Below are 23,596 nucleotides of genomic sequence, written 5' to 3' on the forward strand. Positions count from 1 at the left end.
GCTTACGACATCTTCCCTTAGTCAGGGGAGGTTGGCAGGGGTGAATATTAAGTCAATGTTACCAATAAATGGGATTAGATATAGGGGAGAAGGGTAATGGTTTTGCCTAAATAACTACAGGGATGATAGACGTCCGCTATAGCAGAACATACTATTATTTCCTATTTCATCTTGTACCAGACGTTGCAGGCAACGTCTAGTATATTATTATTTTTTGTCTTGGCAAAAGCGCTGATAAACGGTAACTAACCCATCCGCATCTCCGACATTACCCGGAAACAGTACAACAGGTAAATCCGAAAACTGGGGATGATCCGATGGGGTTCGCACCACTGAACAGCCAGGAATAATTTGACCCAGTAACCGGGCTGCTCTCAACTCTAATCCTGTACTTAAGACATCATTCGAGGTAATCCCGCCCTTACTAATTAAAAAGCCAATATCTCCGGGTAAGCCCCTGACAATATCCATCAATAACGCCGAAACTGCTGCGCCAAACTTGAGCCGAGTTTCCACGTCTTTAAAGACCAATTCCTCACGACTGGTATAAATTACTGGTGTTTTATTAGAGTTGTGAATCTCATCAACGGTAGCGAGAACTTTGGCTAAAAGTGCATCCCGTTGGGTTTGTGACTCTTCGAGTAAATCAGTAACATCCACCTCAACCCCGACAATATCGGAGACTTTGAGCAGTTGTTCAAGCTGTTGGGTGGTCTTTTTAACATGAGAACCCACCAGTACAACTCCGGGTTTTCCCTCTCTCACATACTGTGCCATATTCTCTGGCGGAACCGGTTGAGCGCCCAGATTCGCCAGAGAGGTTAAAATACTGGCAGCCGAGCGAAATAGGAATCGTTTTCCTTGAGCGGCGGCGGTAAGGACATCAGCCGCAAATTTATCTAAATCCCCTTGAGTTTCCCCATCAACGACACCACATTGGTTCCCACTCAGGTTGAGGAGGCGTTCTAAACTCCCTTGGCGAATATCCCAGAGGACAAATCGCTCAACGTCTTCGGCTTTAATCCTTCCTTTGGTCTTTTCTTCGACATAATCGGGTAAATAGCTGTGGTGATAACCGAATACCGAATCACGGGCAAATTCGGTTTCATGAACGGGTGTGGGAGCGCCATTCACCATCAGGTAATGGACACTGTCGCGGGTTACTCGTCCACCTTCAAAGAACGCCGGGACTAAGAAATGAGCATCAAAGGGTCCCACTTGTTGGGCAATCACATCGGTTTCTACGGGATAATGTCCCCGTAGGGTGGAGTCAGAGCGACTGACGACGAGAAAATCGTCGATTTTTTCGGTTTCTATGGCAATTTTCAGATTATGGCAAACATCACAGGTTACTGTTGCGGCTTCCTCTGGCGTCAACGCCCGAGTATTGGTCAGGACAAAGAAAATCGGTGAAGCGTCCGCTAGTCCTAAGCGCAGCGTTTGCACATCCCAGCGCGTCAGCAGCAAGCAACTGTGAACGGTTTGGGAACCGGTCGGGTCATCATCCAAAACGATAATTTTGGGTTTGCTGGTCATCTCTTGTTGTCCTGCGATCGGCAATGGTTAATTCGTCCCTAGAATTCAGAGTATCAGGATATCGAGTCGGAAGCACGTTTAGCGCGTCGGATAGATAAACTTGTTCCCCCCTTCAAAAGGGGGGCGAGGGGGGATCTCTATTCAAGTTGCTCTTTTCTTGAATAAGTTTAGGGATTTCTCTATTGGGTTGAGATCCCCCTAAATCCCCCTTAAAAAGGGGGACTTTGATCCATCCAAACCTCGCCCCGTCTCCGGAGTTCTCCCGTCAGCCTGAACTATTTAAATGCGCGACAGCATTATCACTCACTGGGTAATTCGATCGCGAACTCGGTACCTTGACCTGGAATCGAATCACATCGTAACTCACCCCCATGGCGTTCCACGACGATCTGATAACTGATGGATAACCCTAAACCTGTTCCCTTGCCTACAGGTTTTGTGGTAAAGAATGGATCAAATATGTGTTGGGAAACCTCGCCAGGGATTTCCTCACCATTGTTCCCGATGTAAATCACTACCTTTGAACCTCCCTGAATCTCACTATCCTCAGACCCAGAAACACGGGGAATTATAGCCGTGCGAACCCAAATTTTAGGTTCAAAGTTTAGGTCAAGTTCCAGTTTCTCCTCTAGGGCATCAATGGCATTACTGAGGATATTCATAAACACCTGATTAAGCTGACCCGGATAACATTTAACCTGGGGGAGTTGATGATACTCTTTAATCAGATGAATCTGAGGGCGGGAGGATTTTTGTTTGAGTCGGTGCTGTAATAACAGTAGGGTATTATCAATCCCTTCATGAATATCAACCGGCTTATACTCTGCTTCATCCAGACGCGAAAAATTGCGTAAGGATTTCACTATCTTAGTGATGCGCTTCGCCCCCTCTTGCATGGATGCCAGCAGTTTGGGAAAATCGTAGCTGATAAAATCGATGTCGATACTATCGAGTTGCTTCCCGATCGCGCTCACCGATTCCGGGTACTGCTGTCGATAGAGCTGGATTACGTGGAGGAGGGTTTGAGCATATTCCGTCGCTGGCTCGATATTCCCATAGATAAAACTGGTAGGATTATTAATTTCGTGGGCAATTCCCGCCACCATTTGTCCCAACGAGGACATTTTTTCGGCTTGAATCAATTGGGTTTGGGTGCGTTTTAATTCGTTGAGGGTGAGTTGTAACTCCCGTGCTTTTTCCCGTTCTCCTTCTTCCGCTTGTTTGCGCTCAGTGATATCCGTAATTGAACCAACAGCGCGGACTGGGTTTCCTAACTCGTCCCAATGGGCTTGTCCCCGCGCTAATAACCATTTATAACTGCCATCTTTACAGCGCATCTGATACTCTAGGGAATAATCAGCGGTTTCCCGGTTGAGATGCCTTTGAAAGGTTTCCTTGACTAAAGGAACATGCTCAGGATGAATATAACTCATCCACTTGTCAAAATTATCGATTTCCTCATAGTCATACCCCACTATTTCCAGACAACGGGGTGATAAAAAATGCTCCTGGGTAATCAAGTTATGATCCCAAATCCCATCATTATTACCTGAGAGCGCTAATTGCCAGCGTTCCTCACTCCTTCTCAGTTCAGTTTCGGCGCGTTTGCGATCTGTGATATCCTGTCCAATGCCAATACTGGTTCCATCACTGAGGCGAATATTTGCCCAAGAGGTTTCTATCGTTTGACCATTTTTAATCCGGACGCTGAAATCTTGCCATTTTCCCGAAGCATTTAACATAAAATCCCAGGCGCTTTGGCGATCCTTGGGATTGGGATAACATTCGGTTAACAAATCAATCTGATCAAGTTCGGCTTTAGACCAGCCTAACACCCGTTCCACCTCTCGGTTAACTAATTGAATTTGACTTGTGGCATCATAAAAACAAATCATCACCGGAATATGGTCAAAAATAGTTTGTAGAAGTTCTTTCTGATACCGGAGTTGGGCTTCAGCTTGTTTGCGTTCGCTGATATCCTGGGTTGAACCCACCATTCGCACCGGATATCCCGCGTCATCCCATAAAGCTTGAGCGCGAGACTGTAGCCACTTATAGGTTCCATCCTGACAGCGCAGACGATATTCGATGGCGTAATGGGGTATTTTTTGCTCCAGGTAATCTTGGAGACTATGATTAACGAAGTCAAGATCCTCGGGATGCAAACGACTTTGCCATTCAGGAAAATCGAGTTCAAATTGATCGTCATCGTATTCTAAGATTTTGCGGTAGCGATCAGAAATCAAGGCTTGACCCGTGGTGATATTCCAATCCCAAATCCCATCCTGATTCCCCTGAAGGGCTAATTGCCAACGTTCTTCGCTTTCCCGGAGTGCGGCTTCGGCTTGTTTGCGATCGCTAATATCGGTGGCTGTCCCTAAAATTTGCTCCGGCTTCCCCTCCTGGTTCCACGTAAAGACTGTCTCACGACTAGAAAGCCAACGCCATTCCCCTGTTTTGTGTTTAATCCGATATTCTAAATCAAACACCTGATCCAGTTGGGCGGTTTCTAGTTGCTGAAAATGGTGGAGAATTCCCGGTAAATCATCCGGGTGAATCAGCGTAACCAGAATATCATCCTCCATCTGAATCACTTCTTCTGGTGTATAGCCAAGCAGGTTCTGGATTTTGCGATTGAAATAAAGAATTTGCTTACTGATGCGGTCATAAATATACAAGATACTGGGATTTGCCTGAGTAATTGCACGCAGCAACCGCTGGTTTCCGCGCAGGGCTTCTTCCATTTGCTGGCGCTCGCTAATATCCCGCGCCACCCAGACGACGGAGTTTTCTGCGATCGGGGAAATACTCGCACTAAACCAAACCTCTCGCCCCTGTAGCTCAAGAGAGTAATCTAGGGTAAGGGTTTGCTTGGTTTTGATCGCCTGCTGAATCGTTTCCACCCAAACCGGATTGGTTTGGGTGGGATCTTCCAACAATCGCTGGATCTGATCTATAAAATCCGTCATTTCACACAGACAACTCGAAGCCGTTGGGATGACTTCGACATCTTGAATTTGATTATCGTAAGTATTAATAACTAAAACGACATCCGTCATCGCCTCAAACACAGCCCGGATTTTTGTCTCAGACGTGGATAATTTCTTTTGTAGTAATTCACGCTTACTAATTTCCTGTTGCAGTTGCTGATTTAACTGGCGTAATTGGTAGGTTTGCTGATCTAACAAATGCTCCAATGTTTCCACAGTTTGATAGATATCCATTGGGTTAATCGCGTTTAGCACCTGCGTCTGAGTAATCAAACCCACTAATTCTCCCGCTTCACCTGACACCACCAACCTTCGTACTCGATGCTGCTGCATACGTTGATGCGCCGTCCAAATAGAATCAGTCGGTCGAATCGGTAATAGGGGGGTACTCATCACGGCGGCGGCGGGAGTGTGGGCGAGATCTAATCCCAAATTGCTAAACTGAACAATATCTCGTTCGGTAACAATACCTATTGGACGGAGCAAGTTTTTCCGAATGTAGGGGCTCTTTTCACGATTATCGTTTGTTTCCCGCCCTGATTTGACTAAACCCGCCCCCACCGACGTTTTGAGTGTAGAGACTTTACGTGATACGTCTGAATTTTGCGTTGAAAAAGGGAATTCAGCCTCCTCGACAATCACCACACAACTGACTCGCTGTGAGGTCATCAGTTGTGCTAGTTCCAGGATAGAAGCTGTCCCTAGGGCGTGAATCACAGGCGTGGACATCACCTCAGAGACTTTTTTGTAGTTGAGTAAATCAACGGGTTGGAGAACATCCCGAATCGTTTGCGGTGTGATTAAACCAACTAAGTTTCCCCTCTCTCCCACCACCGGAAGATGGCGAATTCTATACTGACGCAGCCGATTAATCACGGTGACAATATCTTGAGCTTCAGTTTCTGTGATCGTAATCACTGAAGTGGTCATCATAGACGCCACAGACATGGTACGCAAGTCTTCACCAGAAGCAATCAGTCGCACCGTATCTCGTTCAGTAAAAATACCCACAACTGGACTATTCGGTTGATGATTCCCTAATACGAGTAGACAACTGCTGTGAGTCTGACTCATCCGCGCCAAAGCCTCGTTCACCGAGATATCAGGTGTCGCGGTTAGAGGGTAGCGATCGATGGCTAAACGGTTGCTATGATTCAGTTTAAAGGCAGTAGCAATGCTCATGGAGAAGCGCTCCTGAAGCCAAAGGTTTTTCTATCTTCCTATTTAATTCACGATTTATAGACTTGTTTCAGGGTTTTATCCCATTTTTTCTCTTAATACTTCATACTGCGTGCAGGGGTGACTTTTTTTCTGCGATCGCCACGAAATGACTTACGATTAAATCTGTCAAGTCCAATGAGTAAACCTTAAGTATAGACGACTTTGGGGGATCTCTGTATGTTTGGGTCATAGAAATACCATGGAACGCTTAATTTCTGCCTTGGGGCTGCTGGTATTCATCGGCTTAGGCTACGTTTTATCAATCAATCGGCGGGCGATTCGCTGGCAACCTGTATTATGGGGAATTGCCTTGCAGTTAATTCTGGCAGTGTTAATTCTCAGGACAGCACCAGGGGTGGTTATCTTTGAGTTTTTAGGGCAGTTAGTGACTCAGTTCCTGGATTTCTCTGATGCTGGGGCAAAGTTTGTCTTGGGGGAAAATTTAGAGGAACGTTTTATTGCCTTCAAAGTCCTACCTACGATTATCTTTTTCTCGTCTACGGTTAATGGGATTGATGCGGCGGCGACGGGGGCGCTGGATGGGTTGAAATTGGCAGCCAATGTAGCGGCGATGTTGATTGCATTCTTGGGACTGTTAGCCATGGTGAACGGCATTCTGGGGTGGTTGGGTGGATTAGTTGGACTACCCCAGCTCACGCTAGAATCAATTTTAGCGGTTATTTTGGCTCCCGTGGCGTGGTTAATGGGTGTTCCTTGGTCAGACTGTAGTCAGGTGGCAGTTTTATTAGGAAAAAAGACGATTTTAAGTGAATTTATTGCTTATCTGGATCTTAAAGCATTGATTGAACAATCTCAGTTATCAGAACGGTCAATTATTATTGCTACTTACGCCTTGTGTGGCTTTTCCAATATTGGTTCAATTGGAATTCAGCTGGGTGGAATTGGCGGAATCGCACCGAATCGGCAAGCTGATTTAGCACGGTTAGGCGTGCGAGCATTAATTGGCGGAACACTCGCTTGTTTTATGACCGCTTGTATTGCTGGAATGTTATTGTAGAAATGAGAAACTAACATGGCACGTCTTTCCTTAAAATCCGCCCTCCTCACTGATAATTGAACAAAACGATTTAACAGCTATGTCTAAACGTCAATCCTCTAACTCCTCCCAAAAGCGCGTAGCTTACCAAGAATTTGGTGGTAATCCGGTGGCTACGGAACGCGGAGTCCAAGAACTTCCACCCAATCAGCAAAACTTGCGTATTCAAGCCTCTCGTAAGGGGCGCAAGGGGAAAACCGTTACGGTAATTAGTGGTTTTCAATGTAAACCGGATACCTTAACTCAACTTCTCAAACAGCTTAAAACCAAATGCGGTAGTGGTGGTACGGTCAAAGATGATACCTTGGAAATCCAAGGAGATCATGCTCAGAAACTACTGGAAATCTTAACCCAGTTGGGCTATAAAGCCAAAATTAGTGGGGGTTAGTGCCTTATGTAGAGACGTTAAAGGCAATGTCTCTACTTATGTGTAGGCGCAAGGATGGTGCCCCTAGATTTTGGTGTATTATCAGCACTTAGGAACTGCTATATTAAGAAAAACCTTCTACAAAAAAATTACGATGATTGCTGCTCCTGAACATCCCTATCTCACACCTGATCAGTATCTCACACTGGAGGAACAGAGTCCCATCAAACACGAATATATTGATGGGCAAATCTATGCTATGGCTGGAGCCAGTGATCCTCATGTTACGATTGCTGGAAATCTTTTTGCTCTACTCCGTAGTCATGTCCGAGGTTCGGGATGCCGAGTTTATATTTCTGATATGAAAGCCCGCATAGAATCACTGAATCGATTCTATTATCCTGATGTTATGGTCACTTGTGACCCACGGGATCAAGAAACCTCGACTTATAAACGATTTCCAACTCTGATTGTCGAAGTTTTATCGGATTCTACTGAAGCGTTTGACCGAGGGGATAAATTTGCCGACTATCAGGAACTGGAAAGTCTACGTGAATATGTATTAATTAATACTAAACGGCAACGAGTTGATTGCTTCCGCCGCAATGATAAAGGGCAGTGGGTGTTACATTTTTATACTCCTATACAGAAAGAATTTATACTTGAAAGTATTGATTTTACCGGAACGTTGGTAGCGATTTATGAAGATGTAGATTTTTAATAAAAATTAGAGTAAGCCTCATCAGCCCTGACACCCGCTAAGAACTCAAGTTCTTGGCTAAAAGCTCAAGTCCATTAAAATGGACTAAAACTAGAGATGCAGTCCTCTTTAGACGACTTTCGCTTTTAGCCTTGGGTTTTAACCCAAAGCGGTTGATGAGACTGGTGCAAAATGTGAGTTTTAAAAGGTATAAGCTTTGGTTCAGGGCTTAAGTCTGTGCCATTCATATTAAGATTAAGATAATCTCATGAATGACGAAAATTTTTGCAAAAACAACATCAACATGATGTTAAGTCGCTCACAAACTAAAGTTATTTTTCCTGTAATTACTCTCGCCTTGGTTAAGGAATACCTATCTAATAAAAAAACTATTTTTTTAAACTCTGAGATTAAAGCAGCTTATCAAAAAACCGTTAACGCTATGATTGATTATTTGCAACATGATTTACATATAGGCGGTAAATACTATGATGCCTATCCGTCTAGGAATCTACCTAAATACGGAGTGTTAAGAGCGATTAATAGCGGTGAATATGAATTTACGTCACCCTATGTAAATAATGCTCAATTGCTGGATCAATGGATTCCTGAAAGAATTCAGCAACATATTAGCGGTAAATTAGGTGAAATTCCTCTCTTAAGCAATCGGGAAATTCGCTCTGAACTATCATTGCACAATAATCAATTTCTTAATTTCATAGAAGAGAATATTCGTCAAAATTCAACCAATTTTGAGATATTCAGCTTTGCTGTTATCAAGGTGCATCTTGAAAAATTTTCCTGTAAACTCTATAGAGATACACGCACATCGGCAAATGATAGCGGAGTTGATATATCGACTAACTTTGGGGTGGTTTATCAAATTAAAAAACTAAAGGTTTATAGTAAAGCTGTAGCGGATGATATTTATGCAGAACTTAAGGGTAATTTTGACCGGGAACGCTTGAGCGATGGCAATGTGATTTTGATTATCGATGATATCTCGAAAGATATTAAAAGTTACTTAATTAACATGAAGGTTCAATCAATTACTATTAAGGAAATCTTAAAATTAGCGTCTCACTTTGAAGACATGGAAGACCGAGAAAAAATATTAAGGATAATTTACGAAGAATTCCACCGCGAATATTCGAGCAATCTTCCTTAAATGGGTTACTGAAATAAATTGATTGAATGGATTGGGAGGTACAGATTTTGTTTAGGTAGGTAGCAAAATAACTCATGAGTGTTTTAACGATGAGGGCGAAGACAGCACAACGACGAACCTGGTTTAAAAGCCTAAATCTGCTTTAGCTGCATCAGCTGCAGCAAATACCTCCTCATCGGACATTTCATCCCAAGAGGGTTCGCCAATTTCTGCGTAGAATGCTTGATCATAAGGACGAGTTCGCACAACAACTGGCATGGGTACTGCATGTCCTAAAATTAATGCCTGTTGTTTAGAATCCAACTTAGCTAAAACTGATCGCAAACTTTGACCTCCTGAAACTCCGGTAAAGATAGCCTCAATATCCTTATCATCATTCAATAAACAGGTAATTCGGGTGCCAACCTGAGACATGACTTCATTATCAATCCCTGATGGACGCTGATCGACAATTAGTAATGTAACGAAATATTTCCGCATCTCCCGGGCGATAATGCCAAAGATGGTTTGACGTACTGTCGCTGAATCCAGGAAACGGTGCGCCTCTTCAATCGTAATCACTAATGGGCGCGGGCGATCGCATGGATTTTTGCTTTGCAGAAATTTCTCCGCCTTACGCACATATTTACCATGAATGCGGCGTGTCATCACATTCGTGGCTAACATATAGGAGAGCATATTCGATTGAGAACCAAATTCCACCACCACATGCTTCCCCGCATCCAAGGATTGCAGAATCTGGTCAATATAATTGTTAGGACAAGCACTTCGTATGTACTTTAACTCCTCTAGACGCAGTAACTTGCGCTGTAATGCCATAATTGAAGACTTATTTCCCCGCTTCTCATCGCAAAATATCTGGATATCCTCATTCGTCATATTCAGGAGTTGAGTAATCCAGGTTTTGCCAAACTCATTGCGGAGAATAATCGCATTTTCTAGACTCGCCTCAGACAGGTTTAACTCCCCTCGCACCAGCATAATATCTTCGACTTCAATTTGATCGAAACTGAGATACATTTCCTGGGCGTCTCGAATCCCTCGGCGTTGGGTGGATTCCGGGTCAAGGGTGTAAACTTGGACTTGATTGGGAAAGAGTTGGCGCAATCCTTTGACGGTACTAAATTGTTTTCCCTCCGATACGGCTTCCCATCCATATTCGGAGTGCATATCGAAGATTAAATTAACCGCCGCTTGCTTGCGAATAATCCCGGATAATAATAAGCGAGTTAGAAAGGATTTCCCGGTTCCCGATTTGCCAAATATACCATTACTGCGTTCCACAAACCGATCTAGGTCTAAGCATATTGGCACTTCCATGTCAAGGGGTTGACCGACAGAAAAATTACGCCGATGGGGATCATCTTCCCAGCCAAACACCTTGCGGAAATCTCGTTCACTAGCGTCATAGACTTGGGAGAAGTGACTGGGAATCGTTTTCACCGGAAGTAATTCGTCGTCGTTATCACTACTTTGAGGTTGAAACGACGCTAAAGGACTTTTGCCATTCAGATTAAGGTTAGGTGTCTCGCGTTTTCCCGTGTTTGGCGTCAACATCAGCATCGGGGTTAGATTGATCGTCCCAAAGGTGCCACTTCCGGCGAGAACCTCACGCAAAAATTCATCATCGGGATGGGGGGGATTCGCCCAAATCCGCTGACTGGAGGTTCCTAGAGCCACATCCGTCAGCATACAGAAAAAGCGCGATCGCACCCCTTTAACAACCAGAAATTTGCCCACGCGCATATCTTCCACGGAGACATCCGCATTTAATCGCACTTCCAATCCGCCGGAGAGAGAACCTTCAATGACTGAACCTAAGCGTTTATCTACATCCATCACTGCTAGGGTTTGAACGAAGCCAAGCCTATCTTATCGCTCTATTGTTGGTTATAGGGCATTCTGCCTCGATTCAGGGGGTAAATTATTGCGCTTGGCTTTGTCAATGGCGTAACTGTAAACCCATTCCTTCCCGGCGATTGCGGAGATCATAGTAAATGACGGCTTTAATGATTTGCCAAAATGGCATGACTAACAGACCAGCCAAGATAATCATAATGAATGTTAATGGAATTAACACCCCTAGGCTAGAAATTAATGCCTCTGGCGAGGGCGCCATAAATAAACTTGGAATTATCAGCACTATAGGAATGAAAGCGAGCACTCCTAGCGGAATTGTGATCAGAAAAGCGACGGTAATTACCCCCGTAATTTGGATGACTAACCCCTTTGTCAATTGCCAGCTGCGGTCAAGGCAACTCGTTGAACTCATACCCGGTTCTACGGCTAGCGGTAACTCAGCAATACAGAAGTGAGAGTAGACCCAGATGAAAATAAATAGACTTACTACATTAATCACCAATCCTAGAATATTTAAGATAGCAACTAACGTTACATTATCTGGAAAAACCGTCGAAACAATCATTGTTGGTATACTAACAATAATTACTGACAAGATAGACAGCGCAAAATTGACGCCAAAAGAAATCAGCCCAATTAAGATCTGAGCAATCCAAAAGTCCCACATTTTCGGATTTAGCTGAGTACGAATCCTATCGATGGTTTCTGGTTGCTCAGCAAACTCACTAACGGCATGACGTGAAATAATAGCCTGAATTTGATATAATTTTGCCCAACCATAAATTGGGACAAAAGACTTGCAGGGGTCAGGCTAAGGATGTTAAGGGGACAGAGAGTTAGGAATTCCAGCTTAGAACTGAAATCCGAGTAAATTCCAGTACGCCAAAACGCCGATGAAAACTAAGGCGGCTAATGTGATCACAGAATAATGCGATCGCGCCCCAAAAGACCAGTACTGATTTTTCCAAGCTAACACGGTAAAAGCCAGCAATCCCAGGGTAGCCAAAGCGGTTAAGACAGGAAGACACAAGAGTGCGATCGCGACAGGGGGAACGCCGTAGGCTAACTTCCAGACGCCGATCAGCCAAAGTGACAGAGGTAAGCCAATCAGGAAGACTAAATTTAAAGTCGCGATCGCTCCCGCTAATCGCCACGCTGAGTTATACTGCTGTTTATCTTGACTAGGCTTTCCCCGCCACCATTTAATTAAGGGTTGTAGGATTCCCCTACTAATAGCGGATAGGAACACCAAAACACAAAACCCGACAAGTCCAAAATGCACCCAAATCCCTTCATACCAGGATATCCGCTCATAAGTGCCAATCTTGGGAAACAGGGGATTGTAGGCAAACGTAATCTGTCCCTCCTCATTTTCCTCAAACGCCGTAAATGTCGGCGTATCCACTCGTTTAAATAACAGTGGCTCTACAGGTTCAAGCTGAACGGGTTTGATTTTATTCAAAAAGAAGAGACTAGGAGTCTGAATTTCCAATCGGTTGTCATCAGTTTTTTTAATATTGATATGTTTGAATGTTCCTGCCAGTTTTGTAAACGTATGGCGGGGATATTCCATATCTCGATAAGTCCCCGTAAACCGATCAAGTTCTACCTGGGAAGTATCAAGGGATTGAATGGGTGTAGACTCTTGGTCAACCGGAAAATAACGATCAAAAAATTGAGTGAGAAATTTACTATGAATTCCGCTAAAACTATTAGAGGCAATGAAAATACCAATATTTTGGTTAGGGATTAACGTCAGCGAACTCGAATACCCCCGTAAGCTGCCTAAATGTCCGATCGCACGGATATTGTTAACCAGACGTTCCCGAAACCCGTAGCTAGTTCCGGGTAATTTTGGGTGAGGTTTAAAATGGGTCTGGTGCATGAGTTTCGCCGTATCCTCCTCTAAGATACGCTCGTTTTCATAACGACCATGTTGCAAGTGAGCAATCATAAAATGTGCCATATCTGTGGCGGTGGCACTTAGGGAGGCGGCGGGTGCAATATTAAGGTAGAGGAAGGGAACAGCGTTGTAGTTGCCATTTTGATACTGATAACCAACCGCCAAATCATCCGCTAAATCCGGTGGCGGGGGTTGAGCAAAGCTGCTGCGCTGCATATCTAGGGGTTGTAGAATATTGTTGTTAATATATTCCAAAAATGGGCGACCTGATATCTGTTCCACCAAATAACCCAATAAAGCTGTAGCATGGCTGGAATAGCTGTACAATTCTCCCGGTTGCCAGACAATCGGCGGCATATAATCAGCCAGGTAATCCCCTAAGGGCGTCATCTCTTGTTCAGTGCGGGCAGCGAGTCCAACCAGACGCTTCGTGCTACCATCGGTATGCATCATCAGCTGGGCAAAGGTCACTGGTTCAGAGTGGGGGTTGTCGAGTTGAAAGCGTTCCAGGTATTGGCTAACATCACCATTTAAATCAATCTGTCCCTTCTCGTACAATTGCATTGTGGCGGTAGCCGTGAAGAGTTTAGACAAAGAAGCAACCCGAAACAGCGTGCGATCGGCAACAACGGGAATTTTTTTCTCGATGTTGGCATAACCATAGCCTTTGGTGAATAAAAGAGTTCCATCTTTGACCACAGAAATTACCGCACCAGGAACGTGAGACTTGGACATCTCCTGTTCAAAGAAATTGTTCACAAATGTGGTAACTTCCTGTTGGCTAATAATTCCGGGCGTACCGGGTTCTGGGGAAACCGGGGGTTCTTTTTCAATCGCTTCCTGCGGTGGGCGATCTAAAGTGGGAATCTGGAAGGGTTCATTTTGCGCCACAGAGGGAAAGCCTGACAAAGACAGAAACAGGATGAATCCGAGTAGTCCGCTAATAATTCCCTTAAACCATTGCTTTAGGGGTAATTTATACTGGCTTTTGTCAACCTGCGGTTGGGTCATTCTTCAAAACGATGGAGTCGGCAACAGAAATTGGGTCGGGATATTGCAGGGTGAGTATCCCTACCTTGGCAGTTTACCAAGGTGGTGAATCGCTGGAATCTGCATAGAGGATGATGATCCCAAGTTGCGGTTAACAGAACTCAAAAGGCAAAACCAGTAGATTTTACGGTAGCTACGGGTGACATACTCCTACACTGACCTGAGTACAGGTACAGTGTAGGCTTCGCAACCAATCCGGCTATTGCTTAGGAGGCGTTGCGCTTTAAGGACTGGATGCCCCTCAGCCCTATTTCTGATATTGATAGCTGCATTATGATCGCGGTCAAGAGAGCATCCACAATGAGGGCAGTCATGCCAACGAATATGCAGCTTTTTTGGTACTTTCTCACCACAATTGGAGCAATCTTGTGAGGTATTACGGGCGCTTACTGGCACAACCAACTTCCCAGCATTTTCGGCTTTGTTTGTCAGTATCGACAGAAAGTTTGACCACCCCGCATCCAACACAGATTTTGCCAATCGGGTACGAGCTAGACCAGAAACGCTTAACTCTTCATGAGCAACTACATCGTATTTTGACAGCAGATAATTAGCTGTCTTGAAGTGGAAATCCTTGCGTTTATCTGCAACTTTTTTGTGCTGTTTTCCCAGTTGCTTGATAGCTTTAAGTCTGCCGTTACTCCCTTTTTTGCGGCGTGATACCCGTTTCTGGATAACCCGTAGGCGCTTCTGGGACTTGCGGTAGTGTTGAGGAATAGCAACGGTTTCACCCTCTGAAGTTGTCAAGAATTCTTTTAAACCCATATCAATCCCAGTAATTTTATCTGGGTTGAAGTCTGGCTTAATTTCTGGAACAGTTTTATCTTCTAAGGAGAGCGTGACATAGTAGCCATCAGCTTTCAAGGTAACAGATGCAGTTTTGATTTTAAACCCATCAGGTATCGGGCGATGCCAGACAACTTTGACCTTGCCAAACATCGGCAAGTTAATCAGATTGCCCTGTAAACATCCTTCTTTCATCTGGGGATAAGTGAAGGTGCGATAGCGGTTACGAGCCTTGAACCGAGGTTTACCACTTCGTTTGCCGTTACTATCACCCTTCAAGAAATGGTCAAACGTTATCTTGACTCGTTTAACTACATCCTGAAGAACTTGCGAATAGATTTCGCCGTACCAAGGATGAGCTTTCTTAAGTTGCGGTAACGTTTTCTTCTGGCTGTAATAGTCAGGATTATCCCGCAACTCTGGCAAATGACAAACAAGAGGACAAGCGTTAACAGGAGAACGATTCTGCTCATACCAATTAAACCTATCAGCCAACAAATAGTTGTACTGAGCGCACAACATTGACAGCCATCTGTCTAGCTGAATAACTTGTTGTTTTGTTGGACGTAATCGGTACTGGTGAGCTGTCCTCATTAAGGTTCCCTCTCGTTTATCGACCTATAAAACAGTATCCTATATTTACGTACATATAACCAGAATAAAGTGAAAAACATTCGCTTAGAAATTAGAATCACAGAATAGGAATCTAGACAGCTTGAGCAGGAAGCTGTAAAGCGCGGTATGACCAAATCAGAGTTAATTAGAAGCCTGATTGCTCGTTTAAGAGCACCTATTTGATAGCCTCCGTACCTCCGGCTATCCGCCTATCCATCCCAACGCCAACCTGGGTACAGGTATGGCGTGGGGCTTTCGGCGAAAGAAAGCTAAAACGGATTGCAGGTAAATTGTTATCGGACTACTTCTCTATTCAATCTCAATCGAGGTTGGTGACGAATCGCTCATTCCCGTTGTGGTCAATGGTGTGCGATACTCAGCATAGAGGCGATCGCGCCAGTCGAAGAAGGTTTGATACACGCTACTATCGGCTAAACCAGGAATGCCTTTCCCTGGAAGGGAGTCAGGTAAGTCGAGATAAGGACCATCGGGAAATTTCAGCAGTAAACTCACCCCGGCGACGGCAAAATCAGCTAAACAGGGACTGTCTGTGACTAAATAGGGGCGATCTGACAAGATTAAGCTGAGGGCTTCTAAGTCCTGCTTCAGACTGTCTCTGGCGTCTTTTATGGCGTCTGCACCATAGCCGATACCAATTCCCAAAACCTCAAAGACTTCTGCGGGAACACCGCCCAGAAAAGTTTTGAAGAAATATGGTGTATCTTTGGGTAATACGGATGTGCGATAACTGGGATTGTGACTTAATGCTCCATAGAAGACTTTGCGACTTTTGACACCAATAGACTCATCCGCCCATTCTTCCATCAGTAAACATTGGGCGCGTTGCTGGGGATCGGTGGGAATGAGAGGCTTATCTGGATACTTGCGATCCAAGTACATCGCGATCGCAGTCGAATCAGCAATGACGGTATCCCCATCTTTGAGAACAGGGACTTGCTTTTGACCCGATAGGCGATACAAGTCTAGCTGTCCGATTCCTGGGGTGACTTCAATTTTGCGATACGCTAGCCCTTTGTAATCAAGAATCAGCCGCACTTTTTCCGAGAACTGCGACAACTCAAATTGATACAATTCCAACATGATCGATCTCCTTAGGGTTTGATTTGTCATTTGTCCTTTGTTCTTGGTGATTGCCTAAATTGAACCAATAACTCTGGACAAGAATGTGCAATGGATTAAGCCATTTGAGGTGTCAGGTTGAGTTCGAGCACTTCGTTTGGCTGAGGGTCAATCACCTGAGTGGATAGGTTGTGCTGTGCCAGTTGCGATCGCAACTCCTCCAAACTACCAACCTGATGCAGCAGGGAATCTAGCACTCCCTCGTACTTAACTCCACCTCCGGCGGCTGTAGGTAGAAACACTTGCGGTTGCACCCATTGAGCCAGTTGCAGTGCGCTATGATGACCTTGGATAATGGGTCCAAGCACAGGCAATTCCAATGTCACCACGGGACTAATCACCACATCGATTGGAGCATACTCTTTTAACTGCTCCGATGGATACCCGTGAGGCTCATAATAGAGACTTGTGCCACTATCTAACTGTTTAATCAGATAGGCGTTTTCCTGCAAAAAAGGACCAATCGGTGCCCCCGGTAAGGCGCGGATTTCAATTTGGTCAGCGAGGGTGAAGGTTTGACCAAAGGCTAACGGTGTCACCTGAGTATAGCCCAACTCCTTCACCACTTTTGCGGCACTCTCTGAACCAACAACGGGGATTGTCTTGTCCAGCTTTGCCAATGTGGGTCTGTGGGCGTGATCCTCTAGTCCCTGGGATAGCACAATCAAGTCTATCTGATCAGGAAGCGCATCCAAGGCGGGAAGTTTGTCGCCTTTGAACAACCAGGGAAGATTGCCAAAGATTAAGGAATCCACAAGCCAGGGATCAATCAGGATGTGTTTTTGCCCGAGTTCGAGTAGCCAGCTATTGGCGCCGAAGTAGGTTAGGTGCATAGCAGTCCGACTATTATGATGAGGTCATCTCTCCCAATTGTAAAGTTTCTTAAAGTTTCTGCCCGTTGTTTAGGAGGTGCGAGGGGGCGCTGCTGACTTTTCACGGCATATAGTTTTGATTGTGTAGGGGCTCACTTTCACTACTATCTTGTTGATTGCACCCAGATGCAACTAAACCCGCCCCGACTTGATCCTTCGATTCAAAGGATCGGACATGGCGTATGACTGCGACTTGGTATCAGGTGTAAACAAATGACCCCTGACAAATAACGAATGACGAATGCTAGGGTAGAGACGGATACAGGGAAATCTACCAAAAGCGAGTCGGAACTGTTAAGCATTTAAACCCTACCGTAGGGTGGGCATTGCCCACCAACCCTAAGTCAGTACCATTCATCGATACCTAATGTAAATGCATGACAGTTTCCCGAAATTTATATCCGAGAATTAGCTGATTTTCCATGTCAACCCTAATCGAAAAATTACTTGCCGCAGGCTGGTGTTACGAAAGTAATCGACCCAGCCATAGTCATGAAAAGACCGAAATCTATAAAGATTGGGAGATTATTACATATCCCGAATTGGCATTGCATTATCTACCAACGGGAGAATATTTTATTGGTTCGACTAATCCCACCTTAGGGTCAAAAGTTTCCCAAGCTAAAATCGGCGTCATTAAGGCACTGATTGATTCATCAGACTAAAGTCACGCATTCGTAGAGGCGGGTTTAGCCACTCAGGTAAGTTTGTCAGGTAATAACTGATCAACAAAACCCGCCCTTATCCAAAAGCATTCGCGTTCTCATGTCTAGGTTCCACTCAAAATGAGCGTCGCCAACACCTATACATCAGCAAAAACTGGTTACTTGCCAAGAATGACGAATGACAACCTAATGATCATTATAAGAGCCTTTAAAAATACGCTCTTGCTGTTCTGGCGTAATCCAAGTCGCTCTAGCAAACTGGGTTCTCGGTGGTACGAACTGACCTTGAATCGGGTTATATTCCATAACTTCTCCCGTTTCAATTTCATAAACCCAAGCATGGAGTTGCAATTTACCAGCTTTGAGTCGAGACTGAATTACGGGGTAAGTGCGTAGATTTTCCAATTGGTTGAGAACATTCTCTTGAATAGAAGCATTTAGCAGATCTTCACCTTCATAGTTTTGGTAATGTTCCTTAATAATCCGCCGCGTCGCTTCCGCATGTTTGAGCCATTCGTAAACCATTGGCATTTCCTCTTCCAGCTTGCTGAGTTTCAGCAATCCTTTCATCGCGCCGCAGTGGGAATGACCACAAACAATCACATCTTCAATGCCTAACGCATGAATAGCATACTCAACGGCTGCACCTTCTCCGCCATTCGTCGCCCCATAGGGAGGAATAATGTTACCCGCATTGCGGATGATAAACATTTCACCCGGCTTGGTTTGGGTCATCAGATTGGGATCAATCCGGGAGTCTGAGCAAGTAATAAACAGAACTCGCGGATGCTGTCCTTGAGAGAGTAACTCAAATAGCTCCCGGTGAGCCGTAAAGTAATTGGTCTGAAACTCATGCAGACCCTTGATTAACTGTTTCATCGATCAACGTTTCCGAAGACAAGGGGACATCATTGTCTATGATCCCACACAAGTGTAAGCTGTCACGCATTTAATCTGATAGTTGAGGCTGACAGGGAAATAGGCGTACTTCAAAGACAAGGAGATCTCCTTAAATAGAGGAACCAATAACAAACCCCCTGATAACTCAGTCCGCGTTAGCGAAGCATTTTTTCCTGGAAAGCATCGAAATCATTGCTAGGCAAGAGTTTCAAAACCCAATTTCATCGAGTAAGTCGGTGGCGTCTTTCCAAGCCACCACTTTGCCATCTTTATACAGTTTTGCAATGAAAGGAGCCTGATTTTTTGAAATGAATTTCAGCATGGATGGTAAGGCATCTCGAAAGGCGGTCGCTGTTTCTTCTCCAGACAGTCTTTTCGAGGCAAGGGTGAACATCCGAATGCCTGCACGGGCTACAGCTTGGCGTTCTATGGTATTTCTAGCAATGCGTGCATCTTTTGTTAGGATAATCCAACCCCATTCTCCAACTTGTGGTATCCAGTCTTGATCCAAGGTATTTTGTGGAAAATGATCATCATGAATTTCGACGCTAACCCCTGTTTCTCTCAGCATTTCTAGAATGGGATGTTTTCCTAAGCAGCGATCAATGAAAAAGACGGTTGTTTTTGGCTTGAGATTCATGCAGCAACAGGGCGACTCACACAGCGTATAGCTTCCTCGATTTTCTCGATTTCACATTCATAGTCATCGGCAAGCTGTTGGTAAGAATCACCAGCATAAAATCGTTCGCCAATGACATCTACAGGAATTCCTGTACCTGCAATGACCATTCTACCAAAGGCAACACGCGGGTCTATCACGACAAAACGTGGGTTATTTTCTTCTTGATTGCGGGTGAATGGGAATAGCTTGAGGGCTAAACCTTGCTCATCGGATTCGATTCTTTCTAAGTGGGTTTCTAAGGCATTTTTTAGGATTCTTTTACCATCCTGTGAGGCATTGATAAGAGAGCCATAATGGTCAATGAATAAATCAACACCATCTGTATAAAATTCTTTATGTGCGAGGGGATGGCGGATATGAATTGTTTTGTTGATGTAATCTAATGCCGCTCTAACTTTTGCTAAGTCGATGTGATGATGTTGGCGGATAGCTCTGAGAACATGAATTTCAATTAGGTTGATGAATGTCAGGGTTAAGGGTATTCTTTTCTTAATGTCGATGACGGGTTCAAATTCTTTATTGCCGTCTGTAACTTTGTATTTATAGCCGACTGTCCAAGACCGAATGGTTGAGTATGGTATATTCAGGTAGCGGGATGCGTCCCCAGCCGAGTAAGTGGGAATGTCGCGTGGATCTTTACCGCCATAAATATCAATCATTGTGATGTTGTTTCCCCTCTATCTGTTTTTATTTTAAGCCTGAATGTCTCTGTTTTATTAAATCCTTAAGGTAAAAATAGTCAGGAATTACGCAGCTACGCTATCCATAGTGGTAATGGTGGGTTAAGCTGGGCTAACACACCTGAAGGGGTGACACAGTAATCGAAATCAAGATGAAAGTGAAGCCGAAAGCGTTCAAGAAGCTCGAACAGGCGCGAGATAGTTATCCAATGGTTATAGATGGATTACTCTAATGGCAACAAGATTTCAAATGTTGTACCTTTCCCTAACTGCGAATGCATTAATAACTTCCCGTCATGTTTCTCGGTGACAATCTGATGTGTAATCGCTAACCCTAATCCTGTCCCTTTACCGACTGGCTTGGTCGTAAAAAATGTCTCAAATATTCGCTCTTGAATATTGGGTGCTATTCCTGTACCATTATCACCAATTTGTACCAAAACCCAATCTCTTTCCTTCTCTGGTAACAGGTGAGTGCTAATCTCAATCTGAGGCTGCCATGAGCCAGACCCATTTCCGACTTTTTCTATCTTTTCATTCAGGGCGTCAATGGCATTGCTGATTAGATTCATGAAAACCTGACTAAGCTGACCGGATGAACAATTAACAAGCGGCAAATTTGCATAGTTTTTACTTATCCTGATCCCTGTCTTAATCCGATTATTTAAAATAATTAATGTACTTTCGATACACTCATGAATATTCGCAGGCTGATGTTTAGACTCATCCATGTGTGAGAAGTTTTGCAGACTACCAATGATTTTGGTTAATCGTTCTGAGCCTAATTTCATGCTAGTCAGTATTTTTGGCAAATCCTCTAAGATAAAGTCGAGTTCATGCTCCTCTTTTAGCTGACTTAAATCTTCTGATGGCTGTGAAACTTCTGCGGCGTAGGCTGTCAATAGCTCGATTAACTTAGCACAATAATCATCTAAGAATTCAAAATTCCCGGTAATACAGCCGACGGGATTCTTAATTTCATGAGCAATCCCAGCCACCATTTGTCCCAAACTTGCCATTTTTTCGGTTTGAATCATTTGAGCTTGAGTTTGCTCGTGCAGTAGCTGGGTGGTGAGTTCCTGAATTTGCGACTGAGCCACGAGTACTTGATGCACGTCTAATAAGCGATAGGTTCCTGGCTCGAGTTCGACAACAATCGGTTCGTATACGAATTTCGGTGTACGCTGAAGTGAACGGCGAGCAGCATCAACTATTTTTGTATCTCCTCGGAGGATTAAAACGTCTGCACTGACAAAGCGGTATAAGGAATGAAGGGGACGTTTCAAAAACAGTTCCAATCCATAAGGACGGCTCATTTGTTCCAAAAACTGCCTTCGCGAAATCATGCCGATAATTTTTCTATGTTGAATAAGAATAACTCCGGGTAATAGAGGATTTAATTGAAACGATTGAGCCACGTCTCTACCCGGTTGAACCGATTCCACCTGAAAGTTATAGAGATTGAGTTCTCGGATGGTGGAATCTAACGTCAGATTAGTGGTCTTGAGTTGAGGCAAGACGGATAGTTCGGGGTAGGTGTGTTGCAGAGAAACCATAAAACTATAAAATTAAGACTCTAACTTGTATCTAAACTCACAATTAGCCATTTTTCATTTGGTTTGTAAAATGATTTAATAGTTGGTTTATAGGAAATATTATAGAAAATGAAGATGCTCTGAAGGGTTAATAGCGTTTTAATAAACGATTAAACTTTAATAAAAACTAAGCGAAGAGAGAAAATTGATTTAATTTTGGCAGACAATCCCTGGTATAAAATAGAGACGGTTGAAGTTATCCATCAGAATTAAGACTAACGGGTATAGACAACCACGCGATCGCGTCCGGCGGCTTTGGCTTGATATAATGCAGCATCGGCGACTGCGGTCAAGGTTGTCGGTGATAGTCGTGGATTGGGAATAGTACTCGCCACACCCAGACTCAAGGTAACGCACTGACTCACCAAAGAGGTTGCATGGGGAATATTTAAAGTCCTCACCGCTTCTCCAATCCCTTGAGCCACCTGAGTTGCGCCCTCGATAGGAGTCAGGGGTAAAATGACTGCAAATTCTTCACCCCCATAACGCGCCACTAAATCTGCGGGTCGCTTAACTTGACGCTGGATAGCCGCCGCCACTTGTCGTAAACACTCGTCACCCGCCTGATGACCGTAAGTATCATTGTAGTATTTAAAACAATCAACATCACACATAATCAGCGATAGCCAAGAGTTTCCTACACAATGTTGTTTCCAACAGGTTTGTAAATAGTCATCAAATCGCCGACGATTAGCAACTCCTGTCAACCCATCCGACTTGGCGAGTTCTTCTAATTGCAGGTTGGCGACTTCTAAATCCTGATAAAGTTGCTTGAGTAACCGGGTGGCTAGTTCGTGAATATACAACTGAGCCACTAATAATTGATAAGCATCCAATATACGATAGGTTTGGGTGGTTAACTCCACCGCGATTGGTTCGTAGAGTAAGCTGGGAGGACGTTCTAAACAATGCCGTGCTGCTGTAACAATTTGGGTATCTCCGGTTAAAACTAACACCTCGGTTTGGGCAAAACGATATAGCGATTTGAGCGGTCGCCGCAAAAAGAGTTCCAGTCCATAGGGACTGCTCATCTGTTCCAGAAACCGTCGCCGCGAAAGTATCCCCATAAATCTCCCCCGTTCAACTAAAATAACTCCTGGTAGTACAGGATTTTGTTGAAATATATGAGCCACTTCTTCTCCAGGTTGAGAGGCTTCAAATTGAAAGTTATAAAGAGGTAATTCTTGCAGCGTCGCATTTACACTCAATTGTTTAATCTCTGGATAAGAGGTCTCAAGTTGCGTAGATGACTGTTGTATAGAATACATTGATGAGTCCATCATGGTTCTCTCTTCTCTCTAGCAACTGTAAAAAATTAAACCTTAACACCGACTTGCAAATAGTTCGGACTTAAATTATACAGTTTTTAGGGGATAGATTGAAATTAAGTTAAGCCCAAAAATTAAGGTTAAGGTTAGGTTATAATAAAGTAATCAATCGTTGTTTTGTGACCCAACTCGTAAAGATTTGGTTATAGGATGGATTTTTACCGGATCAACTTAGCAGGTCAGTGGGGTCGAGGGATGAGACCCCACCCAACAAACCTGATAAGGGTAGAAGGGTAAAAGGGTAAGATTTTTTTGTGTCGGCGTGCCAGAATCAGTTCAACCCAACCGACAACAGTAAAAGCTTGATTAGGTTCCCCACAAACCAAATAGCCGATGGGGATGTTAGCCTAGATCAACAATTGATCTTTCAAAAGGATTAGTTGTCCATTCATGTCGTCAGGAACCCCACGGCTATAAGCCGGAGGCATCGAAATTGCCTATACCTGACCAGCCTAAGACCTACGAGGTCTACGTTACGCCC

At 44.2% G+C, this 23,596-nt stretch carries 18 protein-coding genes; 5 read left to right on the top strand and 13 right to left on the bottom strand.

Annotated elements, in window-relative coordinates; all coding sequences use genetic code 11:
- Window positions 1-207: 207 nt before the first annotated feature.
- Window positions 208-1,536 carry a four-carbon acid sugar kinase family protein gene (locus tag ACLGGO_RS03975; RefSeq protein ID WP_446337614.1) on the bottom strand — a complete coding sequence of 443 codons (1,329 nt, stop codon included), beginning with the start codon at window positions 1,534-1,536 and terminating at the stop codon, window positions 208-210.
- Window positions 1,537-1,835: 299 nt separating this feature from the next.
- Window positions 1,836-5,708: a PAS domain-containing protein gene (locus ACLGGO_RS03980; RefSeq protein ID WP_446418350.1), complete on the bottom strand. Its 3,873-nt coding sequence runs from the start codon at window positions 5,706-5,708 to the stop codon at window positions 1,836-1,838.
- A 238-nt stretch (window positions 5,709-5,946) separates the two neighbouring features.
- Here ACLGGO_RS03980 and ACLGGO_RS03985 point away from each other — a divergent pair, with 238 nt between their 5' ends.
- The 4 genes from ACLGGO_RS03985 to ACLGGO_RS04000 all read left to right on the top strand — a co-directional run bounded on the left by ACLGGO_RS03985 (window position 5,947) and on the right by ACLGGO_RS04000 (window position 9,039).
- Window positions 5,947-6,765, top strand: a complete 819-nt coding sequence (locus tag ACLGGO_RS03985) for a nucleoside transporter C-terminal domain-containing protein (protein ID WP_446337612.1) — start codon at window positions 5,947-5,949, stop codon at window positions 6,763-6,765.
- Window positions 6,766-6,844: 79 nt separating this feature from the next.
- Window positions 6,845-7,192, top strand: a complete 348-nt coding sequence (locus ACLGGO_RS03990; protein ID WP_446337611.1) for a translation initiation factor — start codon at window positions 6,845-6,847, stop codon at window positions 7,190-7,192.
- A 133-nt stretch (window positions 7,193-7,325) separates the two neighbouring features.
- A complete protein-coding gene (locus ACLGGO_RS03995) occupies window positions 7,326-7,892 on the top strand; it encodes a Uma2 family endonuclease (RefSeq protein ID WP_446418351.1) in 567 nt (188 codons plus the stop codon).
- Window positions 7,893-8,139: 247 nt separating this feature from the next.
- Entirely contained in the window at window positions 8,140-9,039 is a 900-nt protein-coding gene (locus tag ACLGGO_RS04000; RefSeq protein ID WP_446337609.1) for a hypothetical protein, read from the top strand.
- A 123-nt stretch (window positions 9,040-9,162) separates the two neighbouring features.
- Here ACLGGO_RS04000 and ACLGGO_RS04005 read toward each other — a convergent pair whose 3' ends face one another.
- The 6 genes from ACLGGO_RS04005 to ACLGGO_RS04030 form a co-directional block, all read right to left on the bottom strand.
- A complete protein-coding gene (locus ACLGGO_RS04005) occupies window positions 9,163-10,878 on the bottom strand; it encodes a helicase HerA domain-containing protein (RefSeq protein ID WP_446337608.1) in 1,716 nt (571 codons plus the stop codon).
- Between the two features lie 103 nt (window positions 10,879-10,981).
- Complete coding sequence (locus ACLGGO_RS04010; RefSeq protein WP_446418352.1) at window positions 10,982-11,464, bottom strand: hypothetical protein; 483 nt, start codon at window positions 11,462-11,464, stop codon at window positions 10,982-10,984.
- A 285-nt stretch (window positions 11,465-11,749) separates the two neighbouring features.
- On the bottom strand, window positions 11,750-13,813 hold the full coding sequence (locus tag ACLGGO_RS04015) for a serine hydrolase domain-containing protein (RefSeq protein ID WP_446418353.1): 2,064 nt from the start codon (window positions 13,811-13,813) through the stop codon (window positions 11,750-11,752).
- A 189-nt stretch (window positions 13,814-14,002) separates the two neighbouring features.
- Window positions 14,003-15,232 (bottom strand): RNA-guided endonuclease InsQ/TnpB family protein, encoded by a 1,230-nt coding sequence (locus tag ACLGGO_RS04020; protein WP_446337605.1) that lies wholly within the window; start codon window positions 15,230-15,232, stop codon window positions 14,003-14,005.
- Between the two features lie 330 nt (window positions 15,233-15,562).
- Window positions 15,563-16,354, bottom strand: a complete 792-nt coding sequence (locus ACLGGO_RS04025) for a glutathione S-transferase family protein (RefSeq protein ID WP_446418354.1) — start codon at window positions 16,352-16,354, stop codon at window positions 15,563-15,565.
- Window positions 16,355-16,449: 95 nt separating this feature from the next.
- Window positions 16,450-17,226, bottom strand: coding sequence for an MBL fold metallo-hydrolase (locus ACLGGO_RS04030; protein ID WP_446418355.1), 777 nt, complete (start codon window positions 17,224-17,226; stop codon window positions 16,450-16,452).
- Between the two features lie 461 nt (window positions 17,227-17,687).
- On the opposite strand from ACLGGO_RS04030, the gene ACLGGO_RS04035 reads away from it, so the two are divergent.
- Window positions 17,688-17,930, top strand: a complete 243-nt coding sequence (locus ACLGGO_RS04035) for a hypothetical protein (RefSeq protein WP_006105755.1) — start codon at window positions 17,688-17,690, stop codon at window positions 17,928-17,930.
- A gap of 186 nt (window positions 17,931-18,116) precedes the next feature.
- On the opposite strand, the gene ACLGGO_RS04040 is transcribed toward ACLGGO_RS04035, so the two are convergent.
- The 5 genes from ACLGGO_RS04040 to ACLGGO_RS04060 all read right to left on the bottom strand — a co-directional run bounded on the left by ACLGGO_RS04040 (window position 18,117) and on the right by ACLGGO_RS04060 (window position 23,070).
- Window positions 18,117-18,809 (bottom strand): carbonic anhydrase, encoded by a 693-nt coding sequence (locus ACLGGO_RS04040; RefSeq protein WP_446337602.1) that lies wholly within the window; start codon window positions 18,807-18,809, stop codon window positions 18,117-18,119.
- A 229-nt stretch (window positions 18,810-19,038) separates the two neighbouring features.
- A complete protein-coding gene (locus ACLGGO_RS04045) occupies window positions 19,039-19,470 on the bottom strand; it encodes a PIN-like domain-containing protein (RefSeq protein WP_446418356.1) in 432 nt (143 codons plus the stop codon).
- Entirely contained in the window at window positions 19,467-20,171 is a 705-nt protein-coding gene (locus ACLGGO_RS04050) for a DUF433 domain-containing protein (RefSeq protein ID WP_446418357.1), read from the bottom strand. Before ACLGGO_RS04050 ends, ACLGGO_RS04045 begins: the two co-directional genes overlap by 4 nt.
- Before the next feature lie 245 nt (window positions 20,172-20,416).
- Complete coding sequence (locus tag ACLGGO_RS04055; RefSeq protein WP_446418358.1) at window positions 20,417-21,748, bottom strand: sensor histidine kinase; 1,332 nt, start codon at window positions 21,746-21,748, stop codon at window positions 20,417-20,419.
- A gap of 254 nt (window positions 21,749-22,002) precedes the next feature.
- Window positions 22,003-23,070, bottom strand: a complete 1,068-nt coding sequence (locus ACLGGO_RS04060; protein WP_446418359.1) for a diguanylate cyclase domain-containing protein — start codon at window positions 23,068-23,070, stop codon at window positions 22,003-22,005.
- Window positions 23,071-23,596: the final 526 nt, after the last annotated feature.

The sequence above is a fragment of the Coleofasciculus sp. genome (genome assembly GCF_046565525.1).
GTDB lineage: Bacteria > Cyanobacteriota > Cyanobacteriia > Cyanobacteriales > Coleofasciculaceae > Coleofasciculus.